Here is a 26,913-nt window from a genome sequence, read left to right as displayed (position 1 = left end):
TAAGGTGATTAGCCCAGCGTCGGCATGCTGAATTCCGATACCGTCTGCTGGCCGCTCGGCCAGCGCGCCGTGGCGGTTTTCATACGCGTATAGAAGCGTACGCCATCCGGCCCGTGAACGTTGAGCGCGCCAAATACCGAACGTTTCCAGCCGCCGAAGCTGTGAAACGCCATCGGCACCGGTACCGGCACATTGACGCCCACCATGCCCGCCTCTACGTTCTGTACAAAATCGCGTGCGACATGGCCGTTGCTGGTGAAGATAGCGCTGCCGTTGCCGAACTCATGGCTGTTGACCAGCGCCAGCGCGCTTTGATAATCCGGCGCGCGCATAATGCCCAGTACCGGGCCGAAAATTTCTTCACGCCAGATGACCATATCGCTGGTGACCTTATCGAACAGCGTCCCGCCGACATAGTAGCCTTCGCTATGGCCCGGCACCTGGAAACCGCGTCCGTCCACCACCAGCTCCGCGCCTTCCGCCACGCCTTTATCAATGTAGCCCAGCACTTTCTTCTGATGGACGGCGGAAACCACCGGCCCCATTTCATTCTCTTCGCTGCCTTGCTGCATGCCCGGCCCGACGCGCAGCGCCTTGACCAGCGGCGTAAGTCGCGCGATCAGCTTGTCAGCCGTGTCGTCGCCTACCGCCACGACGATCGGCAGCGCCATGCAGCGCTCGCCCGCCGAACCGAACGCTCCACCCATAATGGCGTTGACGGTGGCGTCCAGATCGGCGTCCGGCATTACGATGGCATGGTTTTTCGCCGCGCCGAACGCCTGCACCCGCTTGCCGTGCGCGCTGGCGGTTTTATAGATATGCTCCGCCACGCCGGAAGAACCGACAAAGCTGACCGCCTGCACGCGCCTGTCGGTATAGAGCTGTTCCGCCGTTTCATTGGCGCAGTGAATCACGTTGAACACGCCGTCCGGAAGTCCGGCCTCGCTAAGCAGCTCCGCCATGCGCACTGAGGCGGAAGGATCAAGCGCCGGCGGCTTCAGCACGAAGGTATTGCCGCAGGCGAGCGCGATCGGGAACATCCACATCGGCACCATCGCCGGAAAGTTAAATGGGGTAATGCCCGCCACCACTCCCAGCGGCTGCATCAGCGAATAGCTGTCTACGCCGGTGCCGACGTTCGGCGAATACTCGCCTTTGATCAGGTGCGGAATGCCGCAGGCGAACTCCACCACCTCCAGACCGCGCGTCAGTTCGCCCTGCGCGTCGGACCAAACTTTGCCGTGTTCGCTGACGATCAGCGCCGCCAGCTCGTCGCGATGCTTTTCCAGCAGCGCTTTAAAATTGAACATGACGCGCGCACGGCGCAGCGGAGAGGTTTGCGACCATGCGGGAAACGCGTTATGCGCCACTTCTATCGCCTGCGCCACCTCGTCCGCAGTGCTCTGCGTCAGTTCGCGCACCACCTTGCCGGTCGCCGGATCGTAAACCGGAATCGTTTCGCTGCTGGCGCTATGGGTGACTTTACCGCCAATAAAGTTTCCAACGATATTCATGTTCGTGCCTCATTGATGTGTGGTTCCCCTGCCGAGCGGCCCATCAGGTTTCGCCATAGCGATTGGGGAGTTAACCCGTTTCCGTGCTTTGACCCTATTATATTGAAATAAATTTTTCAAATAATTCAGATTGGAAAATTCGTTTTTAGCGGGATGGATCGCATTTTTTCCGTAACGCGTCGGGCATGTTTCACCGCTGCCGATGGCCCGTCCATCCGGGTTTGCCGTTTACCTCCTCGCTTTTACTGTTGGGGGCCGCCCACAGTTACCGACGCAACAGCAGAGTTAAAATGAAATTTTTGCGAAGCAGATCCAAAAACTTAAATTTCATTATTTATTGTTTATGAAATAAATGTTCTCTTTACGCCATTCCCCGGCGCGCTGCGCTGCCGGTTCAACCGATCTTCTTGCAGGAGCAAGCTATGGCTATCGATCCCACCCGTTTCTGTATCAACCGCAAAATCGCGCCCAATCTCAGCATTGAATCTTTTTTTAAACTGGTTCAACGGCTGGGGCTGAACAAGGTGGAGCTGCGCAATGACATGCCGAGCGGCAAGGTGACTGACGATCTGAGCCATGAAGAGGTTAAGACGCTGGCGCAGCAGTACGACATGGAGCTGGTTTCTATCAATGCGCTCTATCCTTTTAACCGCGTGGATGAGGATCTGCTGGCGCGCGCCGAATCGCTGTTGAAAGAGGCGCAGGCGCTCGGCGCGCGCGCGCTGGTGCTCTGTCCGCTTAACGATGGCCAGCCGATCTCTGGTGAAAAAACCGTGGCGGCTCTGCGACAGCTGGCACCGCTGTTTGAAAAATATGGCGTGCAGGGGCTGGTCGAGCCGCTCGGCTTCCCGCAAAGCTCGCTGCGCTCCGCCGTACAGGCGCAGGCGCTGATCCGCGATGCGCAGGCGCCGTTTAGCGTGCTGATCGACACCTTCCATCATCATCTTTATGAGCAGGCGGAGCAGGAGTTTACTAACGGGATCGACATCGAACGCATCGGCCTGGTGCATCTCTCCGGCGTGGAGGATGCGCGCCCGACGGAGCAGCTCACCGATGAAGAACGCATTATGCTGAGCGACGGCGATATGCTGAACAGCGTGGCGCAGGTTAAACGCCTGGAGCAGATGGGCTATCGCGGCGTTTACGCTTTCGAGCCCTTCTCCTCCGATCTGGCGACATGGAATGAGGCGGATATCGAACGTGAAATCCGCCGCAGTATCGAACTGCTGCAGGCGTAACGTCGGCGGTTCTCAGGGGTTATCTGTTATTTGTGTCTTTGTTTGTTTTGGCCTCGGTTGGAGGCCTTTTTTATGCGCTGGCTCTGAGGCGGCGTGGCCTCGCTGATTCCGCCCTGCGTTATACCGCGACTTTATAAGGCGGCTTTATGTTGCCGCTTCATAACGTGGCTTTCTGGCGCAGCTTCAGGAGCCCGCCGTTTATTCCACCGCCATAGCGCGATCCCGCATGCGCCATGTCAGCAGCAGCGCCAGGCAAACCAGCAGGCCGCTCAGCAGATAGATCACCGGCACGCCTGCATAGCTCATGATAAACCCGGCGACTGGCCCGGCAATGCCTAACGACAGATCCATAAAGGCGGTAAAGGTAGCCAGCGCGCTGCCCTGGTTTTGCTGCGGCACCGCTTTCACCGCCACCACGCCCAGCGCCGGGAAGACCAGCGAGAAACCCGCGCCGGTCAGCAACGCTCCCAGGTTCGCCAGCCAGGGCGAAAAGGAGAGCCAGACGATAAACAGGCCCAGCGCCTCTATCGCAAAGCAAACCAGCGCCACCCGCAGACCGCCGTGGCGGTTGATGCTGTTGGGAAACAGCAGGCGCGCGCCGACAAACGCCAGGCTGAACAGCGTCAGTGAAAACGCGGCGCCCGACCAGCCCTTCGCCTGATAAAACAGCGTAATAAAGGTAGCGATTACGCCAAATCCTGCCGAGCCCATCGCCAGCAGTAGGCCAAAAAGCCAGATTTTGCCCAGCACGGCGCGAAACGGCAGCGGTTTGCCTTTGCTTCCCTTTACTGCCGGACGCGGCAGCGCCAGCACAATCGCTACAAGGGTAATCAGCATAATGACTCCCGCCAGCAGCAATATGCCGCCCAGATGATAAATCAGCGCCCCCAGCGGGGCGCCCAGCGCCATCGCGGCGTAGGTACAGATGCCGTTCCATGAAATCACCCGGCCTATATGCGCAGAACCGACCACGCCCACGCCCCACAGCGTCGAGCCGGTGCCGGCGAAGCTCTGTCCAATGCCTAACGCCAGCCGTCCGATACAGAGCAGGGCCAGGCTCACCAGCGGCCAGCCTGCGCTGACAGCGGCCAGCGCATAGCAGACGCCGCTCAGCAAACAGCCGCCAAGGCCGAAAACCACCACTTTTTTCGGCCCCCACACATCGGCGTAGCGTCCGGCATGAGGCCGACTCAGCAGCGTAGAGAGGTATTGCAGGCTGATCACCAGTCCCGCCCAAAAAGCGCTGTAACCCATTACGTCATGCACGTAGCCTGGTAATACCGCAAGCGGCAGGCCGATGGTGAGATAGCTGGCGAAATTGAACACAACAACGGAGAGAATACGCTGATTCAGACGAAAGGCGCTTTGCGGCGTTTCCGCAGCGGGCTGTTCAGGCATAGATTTTGGCTCGTCACAGATAGTTAACAGGCTAAGGGATTACTATACGCCGATTTATTCAGCGGCGATCAAACAAAGCGCGCCCGCAGATGCCTGGTTTATTTTCGTCAGCGATAACTCTGCGCGCCGCAGTCGCCAGCGTGCGCCTCTTCCGCTTCGGAAAACTGCTGGATCAGGCTGCGGTAACCATCCATAAACTTATAAGGCACAGCGGTCGCCACCACGCCGCTGTAAAAATCCCGGCCATGCGACGTTGCGTACAGGTTAACGAAAAATATCAGCGCGTTAGCGACCGTTAGCGGCTACACTTTTTGTGCCGGAATTATTGATCGAGGAAGCTATGATTGCGCCACAGCAGGAAAAAATGGGACAGAATATGTTGCTCAAAATGGCAACGCTGGTGGTTATTCTGGCAGGCATCCGCGCCGCTTCGGATATTATCGTTCCTTTTCTTTTGGCAATCTTTCTGGCGATTATTCTTAACCCGCTGGTGAATATCTTAATGCGCCGCGGCCTGCGACGCACCTGGGCCATTACGCTGGTGATGGTTGTGGTGCTGCTGGTGATTTTGATGCTGGTGGCGATGCTCGCCAGCTCGGTCAACGAATTCTCTCTGGTCTACCCGCAGATACGCACCATCCTTGAACAGAAACTTACCGTTATCCAGCACTACGCCGGGCGGCTGAACATTCCCGTCTCCACCCGCGCGCTGGCGGAACAACTCGATCCGAACGCCATCATGAACGTCGCCACCATGGTGCTGACGCAGTTCTCCGGCGCGATGAGCAACTTTATTCTGCTGATCATGACGGTGATTTTTATGCTGTTTGAGGTGCGCCACCTGCCCTACAAGCTGCGCAACGCGCTGGTTAACCCGCAGATCCGCATCGCCGGGCTGCATAAGGCGCTGAAAGGCGTGACGCACTATCTGGCGCTGAAAACGCTGATTAGCCTGATTACCGGCCTCGCCGTCTGGCTGACCCTGCTGTTGCTGGACGTGAAGTTCGCGCTGTTCTGGGGCGTGGTCGCCTTTGTGCTGAACTTTATTCCCAATATTGGCCCGATTATCGCTGGCATCCCGCCGTTTATTCAGGCGCTGGTGCTGAATGATTTTTATGACGCGCTGCTGGTGGCCGCGTTGTTCAGCGCCATTCATATGGTGTTCGGCAATATGCTGGAACCGCGCGTAATGGGGCGCGGCCTGGGCTTATCCACACTGGTGGTGTTTCTGTCGTTGATCTTTTGGGGCTGGCTGTTGGGCCCGGTGGGGATGCTGTTATCGGTGCCGTTGACCAGCGTCTGTAAAATCCTGATGGAGACTACGCCCGGCGGCAGCAAGCTGGCTATTCTGTTGGGCAACGGCCGCCCGGTGGTCAAACGCTGAATCAGGCTTCCGGGAACAGATGGTCGTACACGTGCTGCAAATGCAGCGCCATGCTGTTCCTGGCCAGTATCGGGTTTTGATCGGCGATGGCGCTGGCGATCAGCTGGTGATCGCGGTTCAGCTCGCGTGGAAAGTCGCGATCGGCAAAATGGCTTTCCAGCCGCACGAAGCGCTGGCTTTTGCGCATATTCCACAGGTGTTCCATCATCTCACGCAGCACTTCATTGCCGCTCATCGCGCTGATCAGCAGATGAAAACGCTTATCCTGCTGCAAAAATGCCTCGTCGTTAACGCTGTGGCGCGTCAGCTGTTCGGCAACGTCCAGCAGCTCGCGCCGCTGCGATTCAGTGCCATGACGTGCCGCCAGCTCCGCCGTCATCGCCTCAAAACTCTGCCGCGCCTTAATTAAATCACGCAGGCTGAAGGTTTCCGTCTCCTCCTCCGGCTGTAGCGGCAGCGGATCGGCTACCAACACGCCGTTGCCGCTGCGGATAGTCACCCAGCCGGTGACCTCCAGCGCGATCAGCGCCTCTCTCACTGAGGAACGGCTGACATTCAACTGCCTGGCCAGCTCGCGCTCCGGCGGCAGCGGCGCGCCGGGCGCAAACTCGCCGCGCACGATCGCCGCGCTGATCAGCGTGGAGATCTGACGATAAAGACGTTCGTTTTTTACGGTACCCAGGGTCATTACGCTCACCGGTTTTTCAGTTACGCCTGTCTTGTTCGGCGCCAGGCTATATTGCCGCAACCGCACCATTGTATCGGCGGCAGTGCGTCATATTGCGATAACCATCAACTTTTTTACGCTAAAACTGCCCTATTCTGGCCCAGCGGCCTGACCAATGGCCTTTTCATTAACCGGACCGGCGGTAAAGAACATCAGCCTGCCGGACTGTGAAAAAACCTCTACAGGAGCCTTTATGGAACACACCTGGCGCTGGTATGGCCCTAACGATCCCGTCTCGCTGGATGACGCCAGACAAGCAGGCGCTACCGGCATTGTTACCGCTTTACACCATATTCCCAACGGCGAGATCTGGACGAAAGAGGAAATTCAGACGCGCCAGGCGCAGCTGGCGGAGAAGGGATTGTACTGGTCGGTGGTGGAAAGCGTGCCGGTGCACGAGGCGATCAAAACCCAGCGCGGCGACTGGCAGCGCTATATCGCCAACTATCAGCAGTCGCTGCGCAATCTCGCCGCCTGCGGCATCGATACCGTCTGCTACAACTTTATGCCAGTGCTGGACTGGACCCGCACCGATCTGGGCTGGCAGCTGCCGAACGGCGTGCGCGCGCTGCGCTTCGACGCCGTGGCGTTCGCCGCATTTGAGCTGCATATTTTGCAGCGTCCCGGCGCGCGTGATGCCTACAGCGATGAGGAACAGCGTCAGGCGGCCGACTATTACGCCGCGATGACCCCGGAAGCGATCGCCACCCTGACGCGTAATATCATCGCCGGTTTGCCAGGCGCGGAAGAAGGCTACACGCTGGAGCAATTCCAGGCGCAGCTGTCGCAGTATGACGGCATCGATAAAGCGCAGCTGCGCGAACATATGGCCGCCTTTTTACGCGCCATCGTGCCGGTGGCGGAAGAGGTCGGCATCATGCTGGCGGTGCATCCAGACGATCCGCCGCGCCCGATCCTCGGCCTGCCACGCATTATCTCCACTCAGGAAGATATGCAATGGTTGACCGAGACGGTCGACAGCATCCACAACGGCTTTACCTTCTGCACCGGCTCTTACGGCGTGCGCGCCGACAACGATCTGGTGCGGATGGCGAAAACCTACGCCGAGCGCATCCACTTTGTTCATTTGCGATCCACCCGACGCGAAGAGAATCCCGCCAGCTTCCATGAAGCGGAACATCTTGGCGGTGATGTCGATATGGTTGGCGTGATCAACGTTATCCTTGAGGAAGAACAGCGTCGCCGTCGCGCCGGTCAGCAGCGCGCCATTCCCATGCGGCCGGACCATGGCCATCAAATGCTGGATGACCTGCATAAGCAAACCAACCCAGGCTATTCAGGCATAGGACGTCTGAAGGGGCTGGCGGAACTGCGCGGCGTGGAAGTGGCGTTAAAGCAGTGCTTTTTTGCCGACTGAGCGCGTCAGGCTAACGCGTTTCATTGAAAGCGGTGATGTGTCATACACATTCCTGCCGTTCCGCTGGATAAGATGTGAGCGGGCGTCCCCTGCCCTGGGATGCCCGACATCCAAAGTTAACAAGCCCATCACATTTCTCACTCTAACCACCGCCTCAGCAGCGGAAAACCGCCGCCTTTACTGCTACGGTTTAACAGAAGCTTATGCGGTGATTTTCAGCAGAGTATGAGGTTAATCCCTGTCACAACGGGTTTTTCCAGCTGCCCAGCGGAAGGGAAAAGCGGGAATATGACATTTTCCCCGTTCTGACGATATACTGTGGAATCAGAAAGTAATCATTGCGTTACGTTATTATTGCAGTTGATTAGAAACTGAGCTGGCGCACAGCCAACAATAAAAATTTTCTCAACGCCGCGATCTGACTCGATTCAGCCTCCGGTTCGCGCCGTTGAGGATATTAAGATTAAATCAGCAAACAGGGCGAATGATATGAAACTACGTAGGAAGCGTGTCAAACCTATTGCGCTTGATGACGTAACCATCATCGATGATGCGCGTTTACGCAAGGCGATTACCGCTGCGTCGTTAGGTAATGCGATGGAGTGGTTCGATTTCGGCGTGTATGGCTTTGTCGCCTACGCCTTAGGTAAAGTCTTTTTCCCCGGCGCCGATCCCGGCGTTCAGATGATCGCTGCGCTGGCGACCTTCTCCGTTCCCTTTTTAATCCGTCCGCTGGGCGGGCTGTTTTTCGGCATGCTGGGCGATAAGTATGGCCGCCAAAAAATCCTGTCGATTACTATTGTCATCATGTCGATCAGCACCTTCTGTATCGGTCTGATCCCTTCTTACGCCTCAATCGGCATCTGGGCGCCAGTGCTGCTGCTGCTGGCAAAGATGGCGCAGGGCTTCTCGGTCGGCGGCGAGTACACCGGCGCCTCGATTTTCGTGGCGGAATATTCTCCCGACCGTAAGCGCGGTTTTATGGGCAGCTGGCTCGATTTTGGCTCCATCGCCGGCTTCGTGCTGGGCGCGGGCGTGGTTGTACTCATCTCTACCATCGTCGGCGAAGAGAATTTTCTCTCATGGGGCTGGCGTCTGCCCTTCTTCCTGGCGCTGCCGTTAGGCATCGTCGGTCTCTATCTGCGCCATGCGCTGGAAGAGACGCCAGCGTTTCAACAGCATGTGGAAAAGCTGGAACAGGGCGATCGCGAAGGTCTGCGCGAAGGGCCGAAAGTCTCTTTCCGGGAAATCGCCACCAAGCACTGGAAAAGCCTGCTGGCCTGCGTCGGTCTGGTGATCGCGACCAACGTCACCTACTACATGCTGCTCACCTATATGCCGAGCTACCTGTCACATAATCTGCACTATCCTGAAGACCATGGCGTGCTGATTATCATCGCCATCATGATCGGCATGCTGTTCGTGCAGCCGGTGATGGGCCTGCTGAGCGACCGCTTTGGCCGTCGTCCGTTTGTGATTATCGGCAGCATCGCGCTGCTGGTGCTGGCGATCCCGGCCTTTATGCTGATTAACAGCAACGTGCTGGGGCTGATTTTCGCCGGTCTGCTGATGCTGGCGGTGATCCTGAACTCCTTTACCGGCGTGATGGCTTCTTCCCTGCCGGCGATGTTCCCGACTCATATCCGCTACAGCGCGCTGGCCAGCGCCTTTAACATTTCCGTGCTGATCGCCGGTCTGACGCCGACCGTCGCCGCCTGGCTGGTAGAGGCCTCTGACGACCTCTATATGCCCGCTTATTATCTGATGGTGATTGCGGTTATCGGCCTGATTACCGGCATCACGATGAAAGAAACCGCTAACAAGCCGCTGAAAGGCGCAACGCCAGCGGCGTCGGATATTGAAGAAGCGCGTGAAATCCTGCAAGAGCATCACGACAATATCGAACAGAAGATTGATGATATTACGGAAGAGATCGCGAAGCTGGAAGAGAAGCGCAAGCATCTGATTGAACAGCATCCGCGCATTAACGAGTAATAAAAAAAGCCCCTCAGCGAGGGGCTTTTTTTGGCTTATCTCCTAGCTTTGCGGCAACAGCTCCGTTTTAATCCAGCCCGCTTCGCGCTTATCGAACGACCTGTAAGCGGAAACCACGTCGCTGAGCGGTTCGACCTGAGTCAATACGTCGACCGGGTCGATGGCGCCCATCCGCACCAGCTCCAGCAGCTGCGGAATAATGGTGTGGTGGTTGCAGTTGCCCATGCGCATCGTCAGATTTTTGTTCATCGCCATGCCGATAGGGAACGTTTCCGCTTCCGGCGGATAAACGCCGATGATGCTCAGCGTGCCAGCCTTTTTCAGCGAGGCGATAGCCCACTCCAGCGCCTGGGTCGGCGCGTCGCCCGGCACCCAGTTACCATCGTCGACATGCTGATGCTCCGCGTTTTGCGGCGCCACCTGCGCCACTTCCTGACGGAACTTATCCGCCTCTTCATTGGCCTGCGCCGCCGCCGGGCCGCTGTGGGCATGCTGGCTGTCGACGCCTACGGCATCTATCGCGCAGTCAGCGCCGACGCCCCCGGTCAGCTTCTTAATCGTGGCGACGGGATCTTCTTTATCAAAGTTGATGGTAAAAGCGCCCTGACGGCGCGCCATCGCTAACCGATCCTCATGGCAGTCGATGGCGATAACGCGCGACGCGCCCATCAGCAGCGCGCTGGCGACGGCGAACTGTCCGACCGGCCCGGCACCGAAAACCGTTACGATATCGCCGCGCTCAATATCGGCCAGCTCGGCGCCGAACCAGGCGGTAGGAAAGATATCGCTGATCAGAATGGCCTGATCGTCGCTCACCTCAGGCGGCACTTTTATCAGCGTATTAGAGGCGAAAGGGATGCGCGCCTTTTCCGCCTGCAGGCCGTTGACCGGGCCGGTGGCTTCCGGTCCGCCGAAGAAACAGGTGCCCGCTTCCGGGCCGTTGGGATTGGCGTTATCGCACTGGGCGGTATTGCCTTCGCGGCAGGGAGGACAGTAGCCGCAGGAGACGGTGGAGCAGACGACTACCCGATCGCCGATATCGAAGTTGCGGACGTTATCGCCCAGCGCTTCCACAATTCCTACCCCTTCATGACCCAGGATGGTGCCCTGACGCATATTGCTGAAGGTACCGCGGATAAAGTGCAAATCGGTGCCGCAGATAGCCGAAGCGGTCAGCCTGACTATCGCGTCGTCCGGGGTTTCAATGCGGGGTTCAGGAACATCGTCGAGGCGAATGTCGCCGACGCCATGCCAGACAAGAGCTTTCACAGGACCTCCGGTTACGCGTTGCGTTTCATCAGTGCGGGCCGCTGACGCGGCCCATGAGAAGGTAAGTTTAGAAACGATTCAGGCGATCAACAGGCGCAGCGGGACGAAAGCGCGCCTCATGGGCGCCCGATTGTTCCGAAAGTTGCCGTCTGGCTTGCAGGCCGATTACCGCCCACACTTACCTTTTAACCTTGAGGAGGAAGGCTATGCGGGTACACCACCTGAGCTGTGGTTCTATGTGTCCTTTTGGCGGCGCGCTATTTGACGGTTTCAGCAAAGGGCTGCATGCCCATCTGGTTTGCCACTGCTTACTGATCGAAACCGATCGTGACGGGTTGGTGCTGGTGGATACCGGCTTTGGCGAACAGGATCTGCGCCGTCACGATTCACGTATTGCGACCTTCTTCCGCCTGTTCAACAACATTCAGCGCCGCCCGGAACTCAGCGCGCTGGCTCAGGTGCAGCGTCTCGGTTTTCAGGCGCAGGATGTACGGCATATCGTCTTAACCCATCTCGATTTCGATCACGCCGGCGGGCTGACCGATTTTCCGCACGCGCAGGTGCATGTCATGCAGCAGGAGCTGGAAACCATTCGCCACCGCGACAGCTGGCTGCAACAGCGTCGCTATCGCCCCGCGCAGTGGCCTGCGCAGGCGCACTGGCAGTCTTACCAGGCGCAGGGCGATACCTGGCAGGGCTTTTCCGCCGTCAGCGCGCTAAACGGGCTGCCACCGGAAATTCTGCTGGTCCCGCTGCCGGGCCATACGCCGGGTCATGCGGGCGTGGCGATCCAGCAGCGCGACGGCTGGCTGTTGCACGGCGGTGATGCCTGGTTCTATCGCGGCGAAATGTATCAGCAGGAGCGTCAATGCACGCCGGGGCTGCGCTTTTATCAATGGATGATGGCGGCGGACAACGCCGCGCGCCGCGAAAATCAGCAGCGGCTGCGTGCGCTATCGCTCAACCAACAGAACAATATCACTCTGTTTTGCAGTCACGACGCCAGGGAGCTGGAACGGATGCAGGCGCTGAGGCCATAAAAAACCCCGGCGGCGCCGGGGTAGGGAATGCAGTCATTAAGCATTGTGTTCAATGACGCGCTGCTGGCTTTCAATAGCGATTTTGCGCGGTTTCTCGCTTTCCGGGATCTCCTGATAAAGCGCGATTTCCAGCAGGCCGTTCTCCAGCCGCGCGCGCTCTACCTTCACATGCTGTGGCAGCGCGTAGCTGACGCTGAAGTTATGACGGCTGATGCCGCGATGCAGCCATCCGCTTTTTTCATCCTGCTGGCTCTGTTCTTCCGCGCGTTTGCCGCTGACGGTCAGCTGCCCGCCCGTTGCGCTGATCTCCAGCTCGCTCTCTTTCCAGCCCGGCACGCTGAGCGTAATAGCATAGTGGCTTTCATCCAGCCGTTTAATGTCGCAGGCTGGCGTGGTGCTGAGCGGCGCATCGCCGGTTAACTGGCTGAACAGCCGATCGATACGGTTAAAGCGATCGGAAAACAGGCTGTCGGTGACATCAGGGAAAAGGGAAAGAGTTTTAAATGCCATGAGTAACCTCCTGAAATCTCCACAACGTTGAGCCGTCAAAAGTTTAAACATGCAGGGAAGCGCCCTTCCCGAAACCGTATTTATGTACGCCCCTCGCCTTTTCAAGCGTGGTTAAAAATAATGATTTTTTATATTAAAAATAATGCGTCATAGCCTCGTGGAATATAGAACGGCGTTTCTGTTGCTTTAATGTTAACTAAAGACGCAAAGGCGGCCTGACGCGGTGTGTAGCCTGAAAACAGGGCAAGGTCAGCACGGGAAGTTTCCCCGTAAATAATAAAAGCGCGTACACTATGATGACTTTTTCACCTGTACAGCAAATCACTATGTCTGAATTTTCTTTGATTAATCGCCCAAGACGATTACGTAAAAGCGCCGCGCTGCGCGATATGTTCCAGGAAACCTCTCTGAGCCGCAACGATTTGGCTCTGCCGATCTTCGTTGAAGAAGGCGTGGATGAGTACAAAGCAATTGCCGCGATGCCGGGCGTCATGCGCATTCCCGAAAAACGTCTCGCCTGGGAGATCGAACGCATCGCTAAAGCGGGCATCCGTTCAGTGATGACCTTCGGCATTTCCCATCACACCGACGCCACCGGCAGCGACGCCTGGCAGGAAAACGGTCTGGTGGCGCGTATGTCGCGCATCTGTAAAGATGCGGTGCCGGAGATGATCGTCATGTCCGATACCTGTTTCTGCGAATATACCTCGCACGGCCACTGCGGCGTGCTGTGCGATCACGGCGTCGATAACGACGCCACGCTGATCAACCTCGGCAAGCAGGCGGTGGTCGCCGCACAGGCGGGCGCGGATTTTATCGCGCCGTCCGCCGCGATGGATGGACAGGTCGCCGCGATTCGCCGCGCGCTGGATGAAGCGGGCTTTACCGACACCGCCATCATGTCCTACTCCACCAAGTTCGCCTCTTCTTTCTACGGTCCGTTCCGCGAAGCGGCAGGCACCGCGCTGAAAGGCGATCGCAAAACCTATCAGATGAACCCGATGAACCGTCGTGAAGCGATCCGTGAATCGCTGATTGACGCCGCCGAGGGCGCGGATTCGCTGATGGTGAAACCGGCAGGCGCCTATCTGGACGTGCTGCGCGATATCCGCGAGCGCACCGAGCTGCCGCTGGCGGCTTATCAGGTCAGCGGCGAGTACGCGATGATCAAGTTCGCCGCTCAGGCAGGCGCGATCAACGAAGATGCGGTGATTCTGGAAAGCCTGGGCGCCATTAAGCGCGCCGGCGCAGACATTATCTTCAGCTACTTCGCGCTCGATCTGGCGGAACGCAACCTGCTGTAAGGTTTGCGGACGGCGCGGAAGACAGGCAATGCTCCGTGCCGGGCAATCCGACTGATAAGAAAATGATATAGCCCGCGCCTTCTCCGCCGCGGGCTTTTTTATACCTCGTCCCCTGCATGTGGCGTGGCAATCGCTTCGCTGCGCAAAAACTTCGCCAGCCAGATTTTACACCGCCTCTCACTGACACTAAGGTAACCATTACAGGTAATAAGCCTGTCAGGCTGCGTCCCGTTGCAAATGACCCTGAAGTTGTCGCTTTTCTGACCGATACTGTTACGGCAATTCAATAATTATAAAGTGTGAAAGGCTTTTTTATGAAAACACCAGAAATCCCTGCTAACGAACCTCAGCGCCTCGATGAACTTCATGCGCTGAGACTATTAAATACGCCTGCGGAAGAGCGATTCGATCGCCTGACGCGCCTGGCGAAAAGGCTGTTCAACGTGACCGCGTCGGTGGTAAGCCTGCTCGACGCCGATCACCAGTGGTTTAAATCGGGCGAAGGCGTCACCGCTAAGCAGACGCCGCGCGACATCTCCTTCTGCGGTCACGTAATTTTGCAGAATGACGTCATGATCGTGGAGGATGCGCGCAAAGATGAGCGTTTCTATGATAATCCGCTGGTGACCGGCGAACCACAAATCCGCTTTTACGCCGGTTGTCCGCTGCGCGCGCCCAACGGCTCGAAGGTCGGCACGCTCTGCATTCTCGACAGTCAGACGCGCGATTTTACCGCCGATGATATCCATGCCCTGCGTGATTTAGCCTCTATGGCGGAATCAGAGCTGGTCAGCTTCCAGGCGTCCACCTCTGGCGAGCTGACGCAGATCTCCAACCGCCGCGGCTTTATGACGCTGGGCCAGATGCTGCTGAAAGAGTGCGCCCTGCGCCACTGTTTCGCCAGCCTGGCGTTCTTCGATCTCGATCGTTTTAAAGAGATTAACGATAACTTCGGCCATCGTGAAGGTGACCGCGCGCTGATGGATTTTGCTGACGCGCTAAAGATCAGCTTCAGACAATCCGCCCTGTTCGCCCGCCTCGGCGGTGATGAATTCGTCGTGCTGTTTATCGATATGGATCAGCAGCAGGCGGCGGAGCGGCTGGAGGCATTCCGCCACGAACTGGAACAGCATATGAAGCCGCTGCAACGCCGTTACCGTCTCGATTTTTCCGTCGGCACGGTAGGTTTCGATCCGGCGCAGCCGCAACCGCTCGCATCGCTGCTCAGCCACAGCGACGACATCATGTATCAGCATAAAAAAGCGCGCCGCAATTCGGGTTAATCCCGGCGGTAGCGGCGGCAAGCAAGGCATGATTCAGCCCGACGCCTGAAGAATACAACGCTGCCAGTACGCCTCATCGCAAAGCACGCGATGCCAGCGCAGCAGCGCGGCAACGTCCAGCCGTTGCAGCGTCGCCTGCGCCGTTGGCGAAATCAGATGAGCGAAAGCCAGGGTCTGACGCGCGCGCGCCAGCGCGTCGCCTTCCGGCTGTAGCTGCTGCCACAACCGCGTCCGCTTTTCCGCCAGCGCTTGTGCCGTCAGTCGGGCGATATCGTCCGCGACATCGCTCAGGAAGCGTTGGGTATGCTGACAGAGCGTGTCGCCGGAAAGCTGCGGCGACTGTAATGCGAACAGGATGCCTTCACGATCGGCGGCCTGATGAAAGCTGCAACTCGCCACATAGCCTATCTGCTGCTCTACGCGCAGCCGCTGGAAAAAGAGCGGCTGGCAGATCAACGCCAACAGCCGCCACGCCAGCTGCGCTTCGCTATCGGGCTGCGTCAGCGGACAAAACAGCAGCAGCGCCGTATCGCCCTGCGTCTGACTCAGGTTGTGACGAGCGCCAGCGACAGGCTCATGCAGCAGCCAGCGGGACGCGGACGCTACCCGCCCCGGCAGCGTGCTCAGCAGCCGCGCCAAATCCTCGCGCAGCGCGGCGTCGCCGCCTGTCAGCGCCGCCTGCCACTCGATCTGATGTAAATCCTTTACGACCGGCTCCGCCATCAGCCAGCGCGGCAGCTGGTTTAACAGCCGACGCACCGGTATATCGCCGCGCGCCTGCTGTTGCTCCCGTCGCCAGGCGCTTTCGCTCTGCGCAGCGGCGGGGAACGATCGCAGCCGCGTCGCCATGGCGGCCAGCGCCGCGCGCATCTGTTGTGGATCGCCGCTCAGCTGTAACTGCCAGATTCCCTGACGTCGCTCGACGCTAAGCATCGCGCCCTGGTGCGTCAGGCTGGCCGCCAGCGCGCGCAGAGAAGCCTGCAAAGCATACCCAAGCGCATCGTTAATCGGCTTTTCCGGGCGCGGACGCAGGGTCAACACCGCAGGCGACTCGGCAGCGGCAGAAAGATGTAACAAAGGGGCTGACGCTGCGGGCAGCGCTGGAGACGCGGCAAGGGGCGGAAAGGGCGCGAAGCGAAAGCGCGGCGGCTGCGCGTTTAACGACGCGGGCGTAAAGGGGACGGAAATAAAATCGAAGCCTGCCGAACTTTGCGTCTCGCCTTCAAGCGTTTCATCCAGCCACAGGCGGCTGACCTCCGCGGCCTGTAGCCGCGTCAGAAAGCCGCGCCACTGCGTGATAACCAGCTGAGGCGGCGGCGCAAAGCCGAACGCTTCTTCGCGCAGGCGGTCGAGCGCGCTTTTATCGGCGAAGCGCTGTTGCGCCAGCTCCGCATAATGTTCCAGCTGCGCAGCGCTTAGCCCGGCCGCCTGAGCCAGCCACGGCCGTAACGCCGCCTCCAGCCGCGCCGCCTGTTCAGGAGAGGCGTCGGCAGCGTCAAAGCAGACGGCGATCAGCGCCGCGCCGCCGCCGCGCCAGCACGTCTGCAAACTGACGCCGTCGCAGCACGCCTGCGCGCGCAATTGCGCCAGCAGGCCGCCCTCCGCTTCGTCGCTCAGCAGCTGCTGCAACAAGGCGCTCATGTTCGCGTCGCGCTCATGCCATTGGTTAAGGGCGAACGTCAGCCGCAGCTGCGTCGCGCCGGCGATACGCGCCTTCGCATCGCCCAAAGCCCGCAGGCGGGCGGGCGCCTGCGCAGCAAGAGGCTGCGCCGCAGGCAGCCGCGCGCCATAGCGTCGGGCGAGCTGCGCCAGCGCATCCAGCGGCTGCGGCCCCAGCAGCCAGAGCGTCATCGCCGCGGCGTGGTAGTATTGCTGATGAAAAGCGCACAGCGCCTGGCGCAGCGCAGCGAGGTCGTCGCCGAAGCTGATGCGATCGCCGACGTGAAAACGGTGCATGGCGGGCGGGCCGCTGAACAGATGGCGCTGCGCCACGCCGCTGAGCGTCTGCGCATCGCCGCGCAGCAGGCGATATTCGGCGTCAATCACCGCGACCTCCTGCGCCAGCGCCTCAGGCGCGAACAGCGGGTGCGTCAGCATATCCACCAATCGCGCCAGTCCCGGCTCCAGCCCGGCGGGCGCCAGGCTGAAAAAGAAGGCGGTGCGATCGGCATGCGTGGTGGCGTTAAGGCGCCCGCCCTGCGCCGGAACCCAGCTCATCAACCGCTGCGCGTCGCGATAATCGCGGCTGCCGCTAAACAGCAGATGTTCTAACAGGTGCGCCAGACCGGGCCAGCGCGCAGGTTCGTGGTCGCTGCCGCTGGCGACCCGGATCAGCGCGGCGGCCTCTGTCGCCTGCGGATCGTGCCGCAGCAGCACCGTCAGGCCGTTATCCAGCCGTAACGAGGCCGCCTGCGTCATCAGGCATTCGCCTTGAAGATCAGCTGAGAGTTAACGCGGTTGCGGAATTGCAGCTGGCTGATTTGCATCTGCGTGCAGTTAGCCTGTTCGCGCGCCGCAAGGATTTTGTCGTGGTGCGGCGATTTGGCGCAGACCGGATCGGCGTTGTCCGCGTTGCCGGTCAGCATAAAGGCCTGACAGCGGCAGCCGCCGAAATCCTTCTCTTTTTCGTCGCAGGAGCGGCACGGTTCCGGCATCCAGTCGAAGCCGCGATAGCGGTTGAAGCCGAACGAGTCGTACCAGATATGGTCCAGGCTCTGCTCCAGCACCGACGGGAACTGCACCGGCAGCTGGCGCGCGCTGTGGCACGGCAGCGCGGTGCCTTCCGGCGTCACGCTGAGGAAAATCGCGCCCCAGCCGCCCATACAGCCTTTCGGTCGCTCTTCATAATAGTCGGGCGTAACGAACAGCAGATTGGTCAGACTGCCGCTGGCCGCCATACGTTCACGGTACTGACCCACAACGGCTTCCGCACGCGCGATCTGTTCGCGCGTCGGCAGCAGCCCTTCGCGGTTCAGCTGCGCCCAGCCGTAAAACTGACAGGTCGCCAGCTCGACGTCGTCCGCCTCCAGCTCGATGCAAAGCTCGATGATACGGTCGATCTGATCGATATTGTGGCGATGCAGCACGAAGTTCAGCACCATCGGATAACCGTGCGCCTTTACCGCGCGCGCCATCTCCAGCTTCTGTCGGAATGCCTTCTCCGACCCGGCCAGCGCGGCGTTCAGCGTCTCATCGCTCGCCTGGAAGCTGATCTGAATATGGTCCAGACCGGCGTCGGCGAAGGTTTGCAGTTTTTTCTCGGTCAGCCCGATGCCGGAGGTGATCAGGTTGGTATAGAAACCGAGGCCGCGCGCGGCGGCGATCAGCTCAGGCAGATCTTTGCGCACCAGCGGCTCGCCGCCGGAAAAACCAATCTGCACGCTGCCCATAGCGCGCGCCTGGCGAAAGACGTCAATCCACTGTTCCGTGGTCAGCTCTTTCTCCTGCTGCGCGAAATCGAGCGGGTTGGAGCAATAAGGGCACTGCAACGGACAGCGGTAGGTCAGCTCCGCCAGCAGCCACAGCGGCGGATTAACGCCGGGTTTCCGTTCAGTCACGGAAGATGATCCACTTCTGTTCATAGGCTTTGCCAAAAAAATCGGTTACGTCAGCGCCCAGATCGGGCACGCCGGGGAAACGGGCGTTGAGCTCGGCGATGATATCGCCCAGCGTGCGCTTGCCGTCCACCAGCAGCAGGATTTCGGCGGCGCTGCCGTTCAGCCGCGCCATGCCCTCAGGGTAGAGAATGACGTGGCAGTTTTGCGCCTCTTCCCACTGCAGGCGAAAGCCGCGACGAAACAGCGGCGTTTGTGAAGCGTTAATATCCATTACACCAGTCTCGTTTTATGCCAGGCGAGGTCCGCCGTCACCGTATGGTAAGGCGGGCGTTTCAGATCATAGGCCATGGTCATGGCGTCGAGCATGCTCCACAGGATATCCAGCTTGAACTGTAAGATTTCCAGCATGCGCTGCTGCTTCTCAACCGTGTCGCAATATTCCAGCGCCAGCTGCAGGCCATGCTCCACATCGCGGTTAGCCTGTCCCAGACGGCTGCGGAAATAGTCGTAGCCTTCCGCTTCGATCCAGGGATAGTGCTGCGGCCAGCTGTCGAGACGCGCCTGATGAATCTGCGGCGCGAACAGTTCGGTTAGCGAGCTGCAGGCCGCTTCCTGCCAGTTGGCGCGACGGGCGAAGTTCACATAGGCGTCAACGGCGAAACGCACGCCGGGCAGCACCAGCGCTTCCGATTCCACCACCTCGCGCTTCAGGCCGACCGCCTCGCCGAGCCGCAGCCAGGCTTCGATGCCGCCTTCGCTGCCGCCGTAGCCGTCATGATCGAGCATGCGCTGAATCCATTTGCGGCGCACTTCCGGGTGCGGGCAGTTGGCCATGATCGCCGCATCCTTCAGCGGAATATTGGTCTGGTAGTAAAAGCGGTTGGCGACCCAGCCCTGGATCTGCTCGCGCGTCGCCTTGCCGTTGTGCATCGCAATATGGTACGGATGATGAATATGGTAGTAAGCGCCTTTTGCGCGCAGCGCCTGTTCAAAGGCCTGCGGCGAAAGCGGCTGTGCCTGCGTCATGGTTATACCTCGATCAACATGCCATCCCAGCTCACTTCGATACCCTGCTGCGTCAGGCTCTGGCGCTCAGCGGACTCTTCATCCAGGATGGGATTGGTGTTGTTAATGTGAATCAGAATCTTACGTTCCGCCGGCAATGACGCCAGCAGCGCGGCCAGTCCCTGCTCTTCTGAGAGCGCAAGGTGGCCCATATCTTTACCGGTATTCAGCCCGACGCCGGTCGCCGCCAGCTCGTTGTCGCGCCACAGCGTGCCGTCGATCAGCAGACAGTCCGCCTTTTGCAGCCACGGCATCAGCGCCGCGTCCGGCTCGCCCAACCCCGGCGCATACAGCAGGCTTTTGCCGCTGCTGCCGTCTTCCACAAACAGCGCCACGTTATGACCCGGCAGCGGGCGGTTGCGGTACTGCGAATAAGGCGGCGCGTTGCTCAGCAGCGGAATGGCGGTAAAGCGCAGGCTTTGACAGACGCCGACGGTAAACGGGCTGTCCGGCACGATCGGGTGATGCACCAGGCCGCCGTTCCAGTGAGAAAGCATGGTGAATACCGGGAAGCCGGTGGTCAGATCCTGATGCACCTCTTCGGTACACCAGACCTGATGCGGACAGCCTTCACGTAAATTGAGTAAGCCCGCGCTGTGATCGATCTGGCTGTCGGTCAGGATAATGGCGCCGATGCCGGTGCCGCGCAGCACGTCGGGATTATTCAATTCAGGCGAAGCCAACAGCTGATGGCAGATATCGGGCGAGACATTGCACAATACCCAATCCTTGCCGTTGTCGCTGATGGCGATAGAGGATTGCGTCCGCCGCGAGGTTTTCATCGTGCCGTTACGCACGCCCTGACAGTTGTGACAATTGCAGTTCCATTGCGGGAACCCTCCGCCAGCTGCGGAGCCAAGAACTTTGATCTGCATGTGATGACCGGGAAAGGAGAAAAAAACAGGCCCGCGACGAGCGCGGGCACAGGGATTAACGGTTGGAAATGTACAGAGTCACTTCCAGACCCAGACGTAAATCTTCAAATGCAGGTTTGATCCATGCAGACATTAGGCTTCTCCTCTTGGCGTTAAAATGACGGGGTTGTCACCATTAATTGCGGCAGGCAACCCACAACTTGTCAAATATGAAAATTTGGCAGCGCAGATGTTGCTCTAATGTGACCTGGATCGCAACTTTTCTATTGACCCCACGTGCGCTTCAGCACCCGCAGCCAGTTACGCCAGGCCAGTTTTTCCAGACGTTTCTCATCAAAGCCAGCATCGGTTAACGCCTTGAAAAGTTTTGGCATTCCCGTTACGTCGCCAAGGCTTTCCGGCACGCTGATGCCGTCAAAATCAGATCCAAAGCCAACCCGATCTTCTCCCACTTTATCGATCAGCCAGCACAGGTGTTTAACAATTTCATGCAACGACGTGTCGGCATTGCGTTGTCCATCGGCGCGCAGAAAGGCGTTGCCAAAGTTAACGCCGACGAAACCGTCGCTGTGGGCGATAGCCGCCAGCTGCGCGTCGGTCAGGTTGCGCGGCTGCGCGCAGAGCGCGTGCGCGTTGGAGTGCGTCGCCACCAGCGGCGCATCGCTGAGCTCCGCTGTTTGCCAGAAGGCCTTCTCATTCATATGCGAAAGATCGATCAGCAGCCGTTTGCGATTGCAGGCGCGAATCAGCGCTTTGCCCTCCTCCGTCATGCCGTCGCCGGTATCGGGCGAACCGGGAAAGCCGCCGTTAACGCCGACGCCGAAGCGGTTGGGCAGGTTCCAGAACGGCCCGATGCTGCGCAGGCCCAGCTGATAAAACGTGTCCAGCAGCGCCAGCTCCGGGTCGAGCATCTCGGCGCCTTCAATATGCATCACCAGCGCCAGCACATCCTGTTGCAGGCATTGCTCGATCTCCGCCGCCGTGCGGCACAGACGCGCCCGGCCCTGCGACGCGTCCGCCAGCTGCTGCAAAATCGCTATCTGCGCCTCGGCGATCGCCAGCGCGTCGTGCTGCGCCTGCACGCTGGCGAGATCCTGCTTGCGCTCGCCCGCCAGCCAGACGGCGGGCGGCACGAAGACGGCGAACAGGCCGCCGGCGAAGCCGCCCTGACGCATGCGCGGGTAATCAAGATGCCCGCGCTCAAGCCCGGCGAAAAAGGCCTGCGCCGGATTGTCCGCGTGGTTGACCCACAGACGCAGCAGCAGATCGTTGTGACCATCAAAAAAGGTTTGCGTTTTTATCATTTCAGCATCGCTATAGCCGTCATACTTCAGGCCGCAGATTCGTTGGCTGCGTTCGCTCACACCGGTCACTTACTTTTGTAAGCTCCCGGCGATTCACGCCCTTGCCGCCTTCCTGCACCCTGAATTATTTAGGCTATAAATCCTCTATCAGCGCCTGGTTAAACTTCTCCGGCGCCTCCATTTGCGGCGCGTGTCCCATGCCGTCAAACTCAACCAGGCGGGCGTGGGGAATGCGTTTCGCCGCTTCTTTCCCCAATACCTCATAATGCCCCAGCTGCGCTTTCACCGCCGGTGACGCGATATCGCTGCCGATGGCGGTGGTATCGGCGGTGCCGATAAACAGCGTGGTCGGGACACGCAGATCCGGCAGCTCGTAGTAAACCGGCTGACTGTAGATCATGTCGTAGATCAGCGCGGAGTTCCAGGCAACTTTCTTATGTCCCGGCCCGCTGTTCAGCCCGGCCAGCATATCGACCCATTTGTCATACTCCGGCTTCCAGTTGCCCGCATAGTAAGTCTGCTGCTCATACTTTTTGATCCCTTCCGCCGACAGCTTTAGCTCGCGCTGATACCACTCATCCACCGTGCGCCAGGGCGCGCCTTTCGCTTTCCAGTCCTCCAGACCGATCGGATTGACCATCACCAGCTTTTCCGTCTGCTGCGGATACATCAGCGCATAACGCGTCGCCAGCATGCCGCCGGTGGAGTGGCCGATAACAATCGCTTTTTCCACGCCCAGACTCTTGAGCAGCTGATGTGTGTTGCTGGCGAGCTGCTGGAAGCTGTACTGATAGCTGTCAGGCTTGGTAGAGGTACAGAAGCCCACCTGATCGGGCGCAATGACGCGGTATCCCTGCTGGCTCAGCGCACGGATAGTGCTTTCCCAGGTGGCGCCGCAGAAGTTTTTGCCGTGCATCAATACCGCCACATGCCCGTTAGCCTGACCGACCGGCTTCACATCCATATAGCCCATGCTGAGCGACTGCTGCTGAGAGGAAAAGGTGAAATGCTGAAGCGGATAAGGCATAGGAAAGCCTTCCAGCTGCTCGCCGTAAGAGGCGGCCGACGCATTCCCCGCCGCCAGCATCAGCGCCAACGCGCCGGCCAGGGAGGTGAGCTTGTTCATTAGTCTGCTCCTGTTTTAAGTGAGCCGCCTGATGCGGCAGGAAACAATAACCTGTACGGCAAAAATATAAGCGTAATCAGGCGGCTCCGGGAGCAGAGTCAGGTAAAAGCAGGTAAAGCGCGCGTATTAAAAGGTAAAGCGGTAGCCCGCGCTGAACTGTCGCTGATTAAACTGGTGACCGGTGGTGCTGTCTCCTTCAAGGTAAAACAGGTGCTGCCCGGCGACCTGCGTGCTGACGCCCAGCCCGTTATTCCAGCCGTTGCCGCGGAAACTGTGGCGCTCCGGCGAGCCGTTCAGACGATAGCCGGTGTCGCCTTTGAATTCCCGCACCACGCCGCTTTTCAGGTAGAGATTCAGCTGGCGCGCCTCCTGCGTGATTTGATAGCCGAGCAGCGCGCTGGCGCGTCCCAACAGCGAATCGTAGCCGTCGAGGTCGATGCGCAGGCCATTTGATGCGCGTAGCGTATCCCCCTGCTGATGGCTCCAGGCAAGCTGCAACTGCGGCTCCAGATAAAAGCCCTGTTCCGCCTGCGTCAGAGCGAAGCGTTTGCCGCTCTCCAGCGACAGGTTGTAGTTATTCGCCGCGCCATAGCCGCTGACGCCCTGTCCCTGCGAATCCCTGACGTTGAAGCCGCTTTTCATGCGTGAATATTTCACCACGCCGTCAAACCACAGGCCGCTGTCGGTCATCGCAGTGAGATAAAAACCCGCATGGCTGGAAGTTTGGTCGCCGCTGCCGCTGGCGTAATGAGCGTTGCCGTGAGTGACGCCCATAAAGGCACCCGCTACGACCGGCAGATCCGGCCTTAACTGTCGGTCGACGCCGAACTGCATGCCGGAATAGCTCAGGCTGAAATCGCTCAGTTTGCCGCTGGCGAAGCTGTCAAAGCGTCCGCCGATGCCTCTCACCCAGCCGTCGCCGAGCGACTGCTTCTGGCGCAGGTCGCCAAAGCGCTGCAACAGCGATTGCATCTCCGCATAGTTCATCAGATAGCTGATATTCAGGAAATTAGCGCCCGCATCCGCCGCGTTGGTGATATCTGGCCTGTCGGGAGGCGTGATGGGTGTCGGTGTCGGTGTCGGTGTCGGTGTCGGCGTCGGTTCCGGTGTCGGTTCCGGCGTCGGTTCCGGCGTAGGCTCCGGTGTCGGTTCCGGCGTAGGCTCCGGTGTCGGTTCCGGCGTAGGCTCCGGTGTCGGTTCCGGCGTCGGTTCAGGATCGGCCCCGGCGGGATCGTCGACTGCACCAGCGGCATAAAGCTGCCAGTCGCCGCCCGCTTTACGCAGGTCATAAAGATAACCGCCCAGTTCCACCCTGCCCCTGTCCGGCGATAAAGCGAAATTCGCCTGACCATCCGGGGTTTCCACCAGCGTCAGCACCTCTTGCCCGGTAGTGCGCATATCGCCCCGATTGCGCACCAGCAGCGTATGATTGCCCGCGCTGCTGCCGGTAACCACCAGCTTATCGCTGTTCAGCGCGACGATATCCGTTTTCATCGCAAAAGTACCGCTGCCTGCCAGTTCCCCGACCGTCAGCCGCGTGCCGACCACGTCATTTGCGAAGTCGACCGTACTGTCGTTCAGCGTCAGGCTATCTACCACGGAGTCGGCCACCATGCTCCAGCGGCTCTGATCCATCTTCATATCCAGTATGGCGCCGTTGGCGCTGTCGCTGAAGGCAACGCCGGTAAGCTGTGAACCTGACGCCATATCCAGCGCAATGGCGCCGCCTGTCGCCCGTACGCTGCCGACAATATCCGCCTGTCCATTTAAGGTAATGCGACCGGCGCCAGCCTCCTCGCTTCCCTCTGTGCCCAGCGCTATTTCCAGCGGCGAAGCCATACGAATCACCGTCTTGCCGGTAAGCGCGATTTCACTGTCAGACATGGCATAAGCGCCCGTTGTGGCGGTATTACCAACGATGGAAAGGTTATCGCCCATAATATTACCGCCGCCAAATGCCCAAAGCGCGATGGTGCCGTCAGTATCACTGATGGCGTGAATATCGGCATAAGAGAGATTGACGTTGGCGCCTGCAAACTGCGCTGATACCGCATAGGTGCCGCCGGAAACAATCGTGTTACGCTGCGTCGGGCTGCCGTTGAAGTAAATGGCGGCGGTGCTGCCCATGGCGACCAGCGCGCCGCTTTTTTCCGTATAGAGAGCGCTGCCAGGGCCAATGTTCGCCACGCCCTGCCCATTCACCCTGATTGCATTGGCGAGTTCGCCGCCTGCGGTGCGGACCTCCAGCGCCTCTGCCGTCAACTCGCCCAGCGTCCAGATACCAATAGCCGCCTCGCCCTGGGTTGTTATAATGCTCTGTTTTCCTAAATCGACAACGGAGTTAGGTTGAATATTAATACCCGGGGCAGCGTTCCCGGCGGTCTCAATATAGAGTTGATTCGCCTTCAGGCTGGCTGGCGTATTTAGTCCGTTATATTCCATGCCGGAAATGAATATGCCGCTGGCCTGATTGCCATTCGTCTGAATATAGCTGTTATTTCCTAAATCAGCCTGCGAGCCAGCATGGTAAATGTATAACCCCGTCGCTAAGTCGTGCGTAATAATCGATAACGCATCGGCTTCCAGCGTCGAAGCGCGACTAAGAGCAATGCCATTTCCCCATCCTAAATTGGTGGTTAATTCAATGCGGCTTGCATGGCCTAAATTCAGCGACACATTGCGCGCATCCGCTTCAATGCCATTGATCCCGTTCGCCGTTATTCTCAGCTGGTTCGCCTGCAACTGCGCATTATTGCCTTGCAGCCTGATGCCTCTTGCCATCGGTCCATCTACATTAATCGTCACGCTATCGCCCAATGTCAGCGTGCTGTCGCTGGCACCAGCAGCGTTGCAGATGCCGCAAAGGTGCTTTTCGCTGCCCGCTACCGTCACGCTGTCTCCGGGAGACAGTTGCAGCGTCGCCTCTTTTCCAACGGTAATTGAGCCATACTCTGTGGCCTGAACGATAAAAGGCGTAAATAACATCAACGGGAGCGACAAGGCGCCGGTAAAGGCAAGTCTGCGTTGAATAAACGCACTGAGCGGATTAAGCCGGTACAGAAGCGGTATGGTGGCGTTGCGATTTTCCATATAAAAGCAGTTTCCTTTCGCTATGAATAAACTCCATGCCGGTTATCCACGCACGGAGAATTACTCCTTTTTCCGGCGTCGATAAATGGCCTTTAACAGGAAAATAGCAGCGGTATTAAAATAAACTCTGAATAGTTGGCATTTATTAATAAATCGATAAGAATTATCGGCGCTGCCAGCGATCGGTTAAGAAATTCAGGAAAAGATTCAGAAAACATAATTTCTTCAAACGCGCAGCGTGGAAAATATTACGTTGCTGAAGAGAGATTTTTATCTCTGTCTGCCAGCGGCGGGCAGGTCTTCTACACTTAATTGATTCCACAGCGCAAGGAGAACGACAATGAATGAACAATTACGTCAGGCGGCTTCAGAATTAGGGGAATGGCTTACCGAGGCCGGGGTTAAGTTGGCGACGGCGGAATCCTGCACCGGCGGGCTGGTCAGCATGGCGATGTGTTCCGCCAGCAGCAGCGCGGACTATTTCAGCAGCGGCTTCGTGACCTATACCAATGACGCCAAAATGCGTCTGCTAAAGGTCGATCAGCGGACGCTGGAGAAATACACCGCCGTCAGCCAGGCGACGGCGCGTGAGATGGCGGCTGGCGCAAAAGCGCAGTCCGGTGAATCGGTCAGCCTGTCGGTGACCGGCTATGCCGGTCCTGACGACGGCCCGGACGGCACCCCGGCAGGCACTATCTGGTTTGGCTGGGGGTTTCCCAACGGTACGATAAAGGCGGAGATAAAGCATTTCAGCGGCGACAGCGAATCAGTAATCAATCAGGCGGCGCTGTTTACCCTTACCCGTCTGAAAGAGCTGCTTCAGGAAAATAACTAGGCTCATAAAAAAACGGGTTTC

General features: G+C 58.8%; 22 protein-coding genes. 8 read left to right on the top strand and 14 right to left on the bottom strand.

Annotation, left to right across the window (positions count from 1 at the left end; all coding sequences use genetic code 11):
* Positions 1–8: 8 nt before the first annotated feature.
* On the bottom strand, positions 9–1,514 hold the full coding sequence (locus tag C2E16_RS01510) for a CoA-acylating methylmalonate-semialdehyde dehydrogenase (RefSeq protein ID WP_084969874.1): 1,506 nt from the start codon (positions 1,512–1,514) through the stop codon (positions 9–11).
* 422 nt (positions 1,515–1,936) lie between these two features.
* Here C2E16_RS01510 and C2E16_RS01505 point away from each other — a divergent pair, with 422 nt between their 5' ends.
* Positions 1,937–2,752 (top strand): TIM barrel protein, encoded by an 816-nt coding sequence (locus C2E16_RS01505; protein WP_084969875.1) that lies wholly within the window; start codon positions 1,937–1,939, stop codon positions 2,750–2,752.
* A gap of 198 nt (positions 2,753–2,950) precedes the next feature.
* Here the strand turns inward: C2E16_RS01505 and C2E16_RS01500 are convergent, their stop codons facing one another.
* A complete protein-coding gene (locus C2E16_RS01500; RefSeq protein ID WP_084969876.1) occupies positions 2,951–4,150 on the bottom strand; it encodes an MFS transporter in 1,200 nt (399 codons plus the stop codon).
* Positions 4,151–4,490: 340 nt separating this feature from the next.
* Between C2E16_RS01500 and C2E16_RS01495 the strand changes: the two genes are divergently transcribed.
* Positions 4,491–5,534, top strand: a complete 1,044-nt coding sequence (locus C2E16_RS01495; protein WP_038629628.1) for an AI-2E family transporter — start codon at positions 4,491–4,493, stop codon at positions 5,532–5,534.
* Position 5,535: 1 nt separating this feature from the next.
* Here the strand turns inward: C2E16_RS01495 and C2E16_RS01490 are convergent, their stop codons facing one another.
* Positions 5,536–6,222, bottom strand: coding sequence for a FadR/GntR family transcriptional regulator (locus C2E16_RS01490; RefSeq protein ID WP_104951398.1), 687 nt, complete (start codon positions 6,220–6,222; stop codon positions 5,536–5,538).
* A 232-nt stretch (positions 6,223–6,454) separates the two neighbouring features.
* Here C2E16_RS01490 and uxuA point away from each other — a divergent pair, with 232 nt between their 5' ends.
* The gene (uxuA, locus tag C2E16_RS01485) at positions 6,455–7,639 is read left to right on the top strand and encodes a mannonate dehydratase (RefSeq protein ID WP_084969877.1); all 1,185 of its coding nucleotides are present in this window, start codon (positions 6,455–6,457) and stop codon (positions 7,637–7,639) included.
* A gap of 489 nt (positions 7,640–8,128) precedes the next feature.
* Positions 8,129–9,634, top strand: a complete 1,506-nt coding sequence (gene proP / locus C2E16_RS01480; protein ID WP_038629624.1) for a glycine betaine/L-proline transporter ProP — start codon at positions 8,129–8,131, stop codon at positions 9,632–9,634.
* Positions 9,635–9,676: 42 nt separating this feature from the next.
* Here proP and C2E16_RS01475 read toward each other — a convergent pair whose 3' ends face one another.
* Entirely contained in the window at positions 9,677–10,903 is a 1,227-nt protein-coding gene (locus C2E16_RS01475; RefSeq protein WP_038629623.1) for a zinc-dependent alcohol dehydrogenase, read from the bottom strand.
* A gap of 206 nt (positions 10,904–11,109) precedes the next feature.
* Here C2E16_RS01475 and C2E16_RS01470 point away from each other — a divergent pair, with 206 nt between their 5' ends.
* Positions 11,110–11,943, top strand: coding sequence for an MBL fold metallo-hydrolase (locus C2E16_RS01470; RefSeq protein WP_038629622.1), 834 nt, complete (start codon positions 11,110–11,112; stop codon positions 11,941–11,943).
* A gap of 36 nt (positions 11,944–11,979) precedes the next feature.
* Here C2E16_RS01470 and C2E16_RS01465 read toward each other — a convergent pair whose 3' ends face one another.
* A complete protein-coding gene (locus C2E16_RS01465) occupies positions 11,980–12,453 on the bottom strand; it encodes an Hsp20 family protein (RefSeq protein WP_038629621.1) in 474 nt (157 codons plus the stop codon).
* A gap of 326 nt (positions 12,454–12,779) precedes the next feature.
* Here C2E16_RS01465 and hemB point away from each other — a divergent pair, with 326 nt between their 5' ends.
* Both hemB and C2E16_RS01455 read left to right on the top strand, forming a co-directional pair.
* The gene (gene hemB / locus C2E16_RS01460) at positions 12,780–13,757 is read left to right on the top strand and encodes a porphobilinogen synthase (protein WP_038629620.1); all 978 of its coding nucleotides are present in this window, start codon (positions 12,780–12,782) and stop codon (positions 13,755–13,757) included.
* Between the two features lie 314 nt (positions 13,758–14,071).
* Positions 14,072–15,040 (top strand): GGDEF domain-containing protein, encoded by a 969-nt coding sequence (locus C2E16_RS01455; protein WP_084969878.1) that lies wholly within the window; start codon positions 14,072–14,074, stop codon positions 15,038–15,040.
* Positions 15,041–15,073: 33 nt separating this feature from the next.
* On the opposite strand, the gene pqqF is transcribed toward C2E16_RS01455, so the two are convergent.
* From pqqF to C2E16_RS01410, 9 genes are all read right to left on the bottom strand, one after another.
* Complete coding sequence (gene pqqF / locus C2E16_RS01450) at positions 15,074–17,458, bottom strand: pyrroloquinoline quinone biosynthesis protein PqqF (protein WP_038629617.1); 2,385 nt, start codon at positions 17,456–17,458, stop codon at positions 15,074–15,076.
* Positions 17,458–18,621 (bottom strand): pyrroloquinoline quinone biosynthesis protein PqqE, encoded by a 1,164-nt coding sequence (pqqE, locus tag C2E16_RS01445; protein ID WP_052133995.1) that lies wholly within the window; start codon positions 18,619–18,621, stop codon positions 17,458–17,460. The genes pqqF and pqqE overlap by 1 nt, the downstream gene beginning before the upstream one ends.
* Entirely contained in the window at positions 18,590–18,868 is a 279-nt protein-coding gene (gene pqqD, locus C2E16_RS01440) for a pyrroloquinoline quinone biosynthesis peptide chaperone PqqD (protein ID WP_038629614.1), read from the bottom strand. The genes pqqE and pqqD overlap by 32 nt, the downstream gene beginning before the upstream one ends.
* Positions 18,868–19,623: a pyrroloquinoline-quinone synthase PqqC gene (pqqC, locus tag C2E16_RS01435; protein WP_038629613.1), complete on the bottom strand. Its 756-nt coding sequence runs from the start codon at positions 19,621–19,623 to the stop codon at positions 18,868–18,870. Before pqqC ends, pqqD begins: the two co-directional genes overlap by 1 nt.
* A 2-nt stretch (positions 19,624–19,625) precedes the next feature.
* Positions 19,626–20,537 (bottom strand): pyrroloquinoline quinone biosynthesis protein PqqB, encoded by a 912-nt coding sequence (pqqB, locus tag C2E16_RS01430; protein WP_038629611.1) that lies wholly within the window; start codon positions 20,535–20,537, stop codon positions 19,626–19,628.
* A gap of 55 nt (positions 20,538–20,592) precedes the next feature.
* A complete protein-coding gene (gene pqqA / locus C2E16_RS01425; protein ID WP_071883753.1) occupies positions 20,593–20,670 on the bottom strand; it encodes a pyrroloquinoline quinone precursor peptide PqqA in 78 nt (25 codons plus the stop codon).
* A 130-nt stretch (positions 20,671–20,800) separates the two neighbouring features.
* Positions 20,801–21,841: a dipeptidase gene (locus tag C2E16_RS01420; protein ID WP_104951621.1), complete on the bottom strand. Its 1,041-nt coding sequence runs from the start codon at positions 21,839–21,841 to the stop codon at positions 20,801–20,803.
* A 133-nt stretch (positions 21,842–21,974) separates the two neighbouring features.
* Positions 21,975–22,967: an alpha/beta fold hydrolase gene (locus tag C2E16_RS01415; protein WP_084971251.1), complete on the bottom strand. Its 993-nt coding sequence runs from the start codon at positions 22,965–22,967 to the stop codon at positions 21,975–21,977.
* A 126-nt stretch (positions 22,968–23,093) separates the two neighbouring features.
* On the bottom strand, positions 23,094–26,057 hold the full coding sequence (locus C2E16_RS01410; protein ID WP_084971249.1) for an autotransporter outer membrane beta-barrel domain-containing protein: 2,964 nt from the start codon (positions 26,055–26,057) through the stop codon (positions 23,094–23,096).
* Positions 26,058–26,397: 340 nt separating this feature from the next.
* Between C2E16_RS01410 and C2E16_RS01405 the strand changes: the two genes are divergently transcribed.
* Positions 26,398–26,892, top strand: a complete 495-nt coding sequence (locus tag C2E16_RS01405) for a CinA family protein (protein WP_038629608.1) — start codon at positions 26,398–26,400, stop codon at positions 26,890–26,892.
* The last annotated feature ends 21 nt before the right edge of the window (positions 26,893–26,913 follow it).

The organism is Mixta calida (assembly GCF_002953215.1).
Taxonomy (GTDB): Bacteria; Pseudomonadota; Gammaproteobacteria; order Enterobacterales; family Enterobacteriaceae; genus Mixta; species Mixta calida.
This window is presented reverse-complemented; position numbering and strand designations above follow the sequence as displayed.

Bases quoted from the DNA above. Each gene is read 5' to 3' on its own strand.
- C2E16_RS01510 (WP_084969874.1), bottom strand. From the start codon at position 1,514: ATGAATATCGTTGGAAACTTTATTGGCGGTAAAGTCACCCATAGCGCC.
- C2E16_RS01505 (WP_084969875.1), top strand. From the start codon at position 1,937: ATGGCTATCGATCCCACCCGTTTCTGTATCAACCGCAAAATCGCGCCC.
- C2E16_RS01500 (WP_084969876.1), bottom strand. From the start codon at position 4,150: ATGCCTGAACAGCCCGCTGCGGAAACGCCGCAAAGCGCCTTTCGTCTG.
- C2E16_RS01495 (WP_038629628.1), top strand. From the start codon at position 4,491: ATGATTGCGCCACAGCAGGAAAAAATGGGACAGAATATGTTGCTCAAA.
- C2E16_RS01490 (WP_104951398.1), bottom strand. From the start codon at position 6,222: ATGACCCTGGGTACCGTAAAAAACGAACGTCTTTATCGTCAGATCTCC.
- uxuA (WP_084969877.1), top strand. From the start codon at position 6,455: ATGGAACACACCTGGCGCTGGTATGGCCCTAACGATCCCGTCTCGCTG.
- proP (WP_038629624.1), top strand. From the start codon at position 8,129: ATGAAACTACGTAGGAAGCGTGTCAAACCTATTGCGCTTGATGACGTA.
- C2E16_RS01470 (WP_038629622.1), top strand. From the start codon at position 11,110: ATGCGGGTACACCACCTGAGCTGTGGTTCTATGTGTCCTTTTGGCGGC.
- C2E16_RS01465 (WP_038629621.1), bottom strand. From the start codon at position 12,453: ATGGCATTTAAAACTCTTTCCCTTTTCCCTGATGTCACCGACAGCCTG.
- hemB (WP_038629620.1), top strand. From the start codon at position 12,780: ATGTCTGAATTTTCTTTGATTAATCGCCCAAGACGATTACGTAAAAGC.
- C2E16_RS01455 (WP_084969878.1), top strand. From the start codon at position 14,072: ATGAAAACACCAGAAATCCCTGCTAACGAACCTCAGCGCCTCGATGAA.
- pqqF (WP_038629617.1), bottom strand. From the start codon at position 17,458: ATGACGCAGGCGGCCTCGTTACGGCTGGATAACGGCCTGACGGTGCTG.
- pqqE (WP_052133995.1), bottom strand. From the start codon at position 18,621: ATGAACAGAAGTGGATCATCTTCCGTGACTGAACGGAAACCCGGCGTT.
- pqqD (WP_038629614.1), bottom strand. From the start codon at position 18,868: ATGGATATTAACGCTTCACAAACGCCGCTGTTTCGTCGCGGCTTTCGC.
- pqqC (WP_038629613.1), bottom strand. From the start codon at position 19,623: ATGACGCAGGCACAGCCGCTTTCGCCGCAGGCCTTTGAACAGGCGCTG.
- pqqB (WP_038629611.1), bottom strand. From the start codon at position 20,537: ATGCAGATCAAAGTTCTTGGCTCCGCAGCTGGCGGAGGGTTCCCGCAA.
- pqqA (WP_071883753.1), bottom strand. From the start codon at position 20,670: ATGTCTGCATGGATCAAACCTGCATTTGAAGATTTACGTCTGGGTCTG.
- C2E16_RS01420 (WP_104951621.1), bottom strand. From the start codon at position 21,841: ATGATAAAAACGCAAACCTTTTTTGATGGTCACAACGATCTGCTGCTG.
- C2E16_RS01415 (WP_084971251.1), bottom strand. From the start codon at position 22,967: ATGAACAAGCTCACCTCCCTGGCCGGCGCGTTGGCGCTGATGCTGGCG.
- C2E16_RS01410 (WP_084971249.1), bottom strand. From the start codon at position 26,057: ATGGAAAATCGCAACGCCACCATACCGCTTCTGTACCGGCTTAATCCG.
- C2E16_RS01405 (WP_038629608.1), top strand. From the start codon at position 26,398: ATGAATGAACAATTACGTCAGGCGGCTTCAGAATTAGGGGAATGGCTT.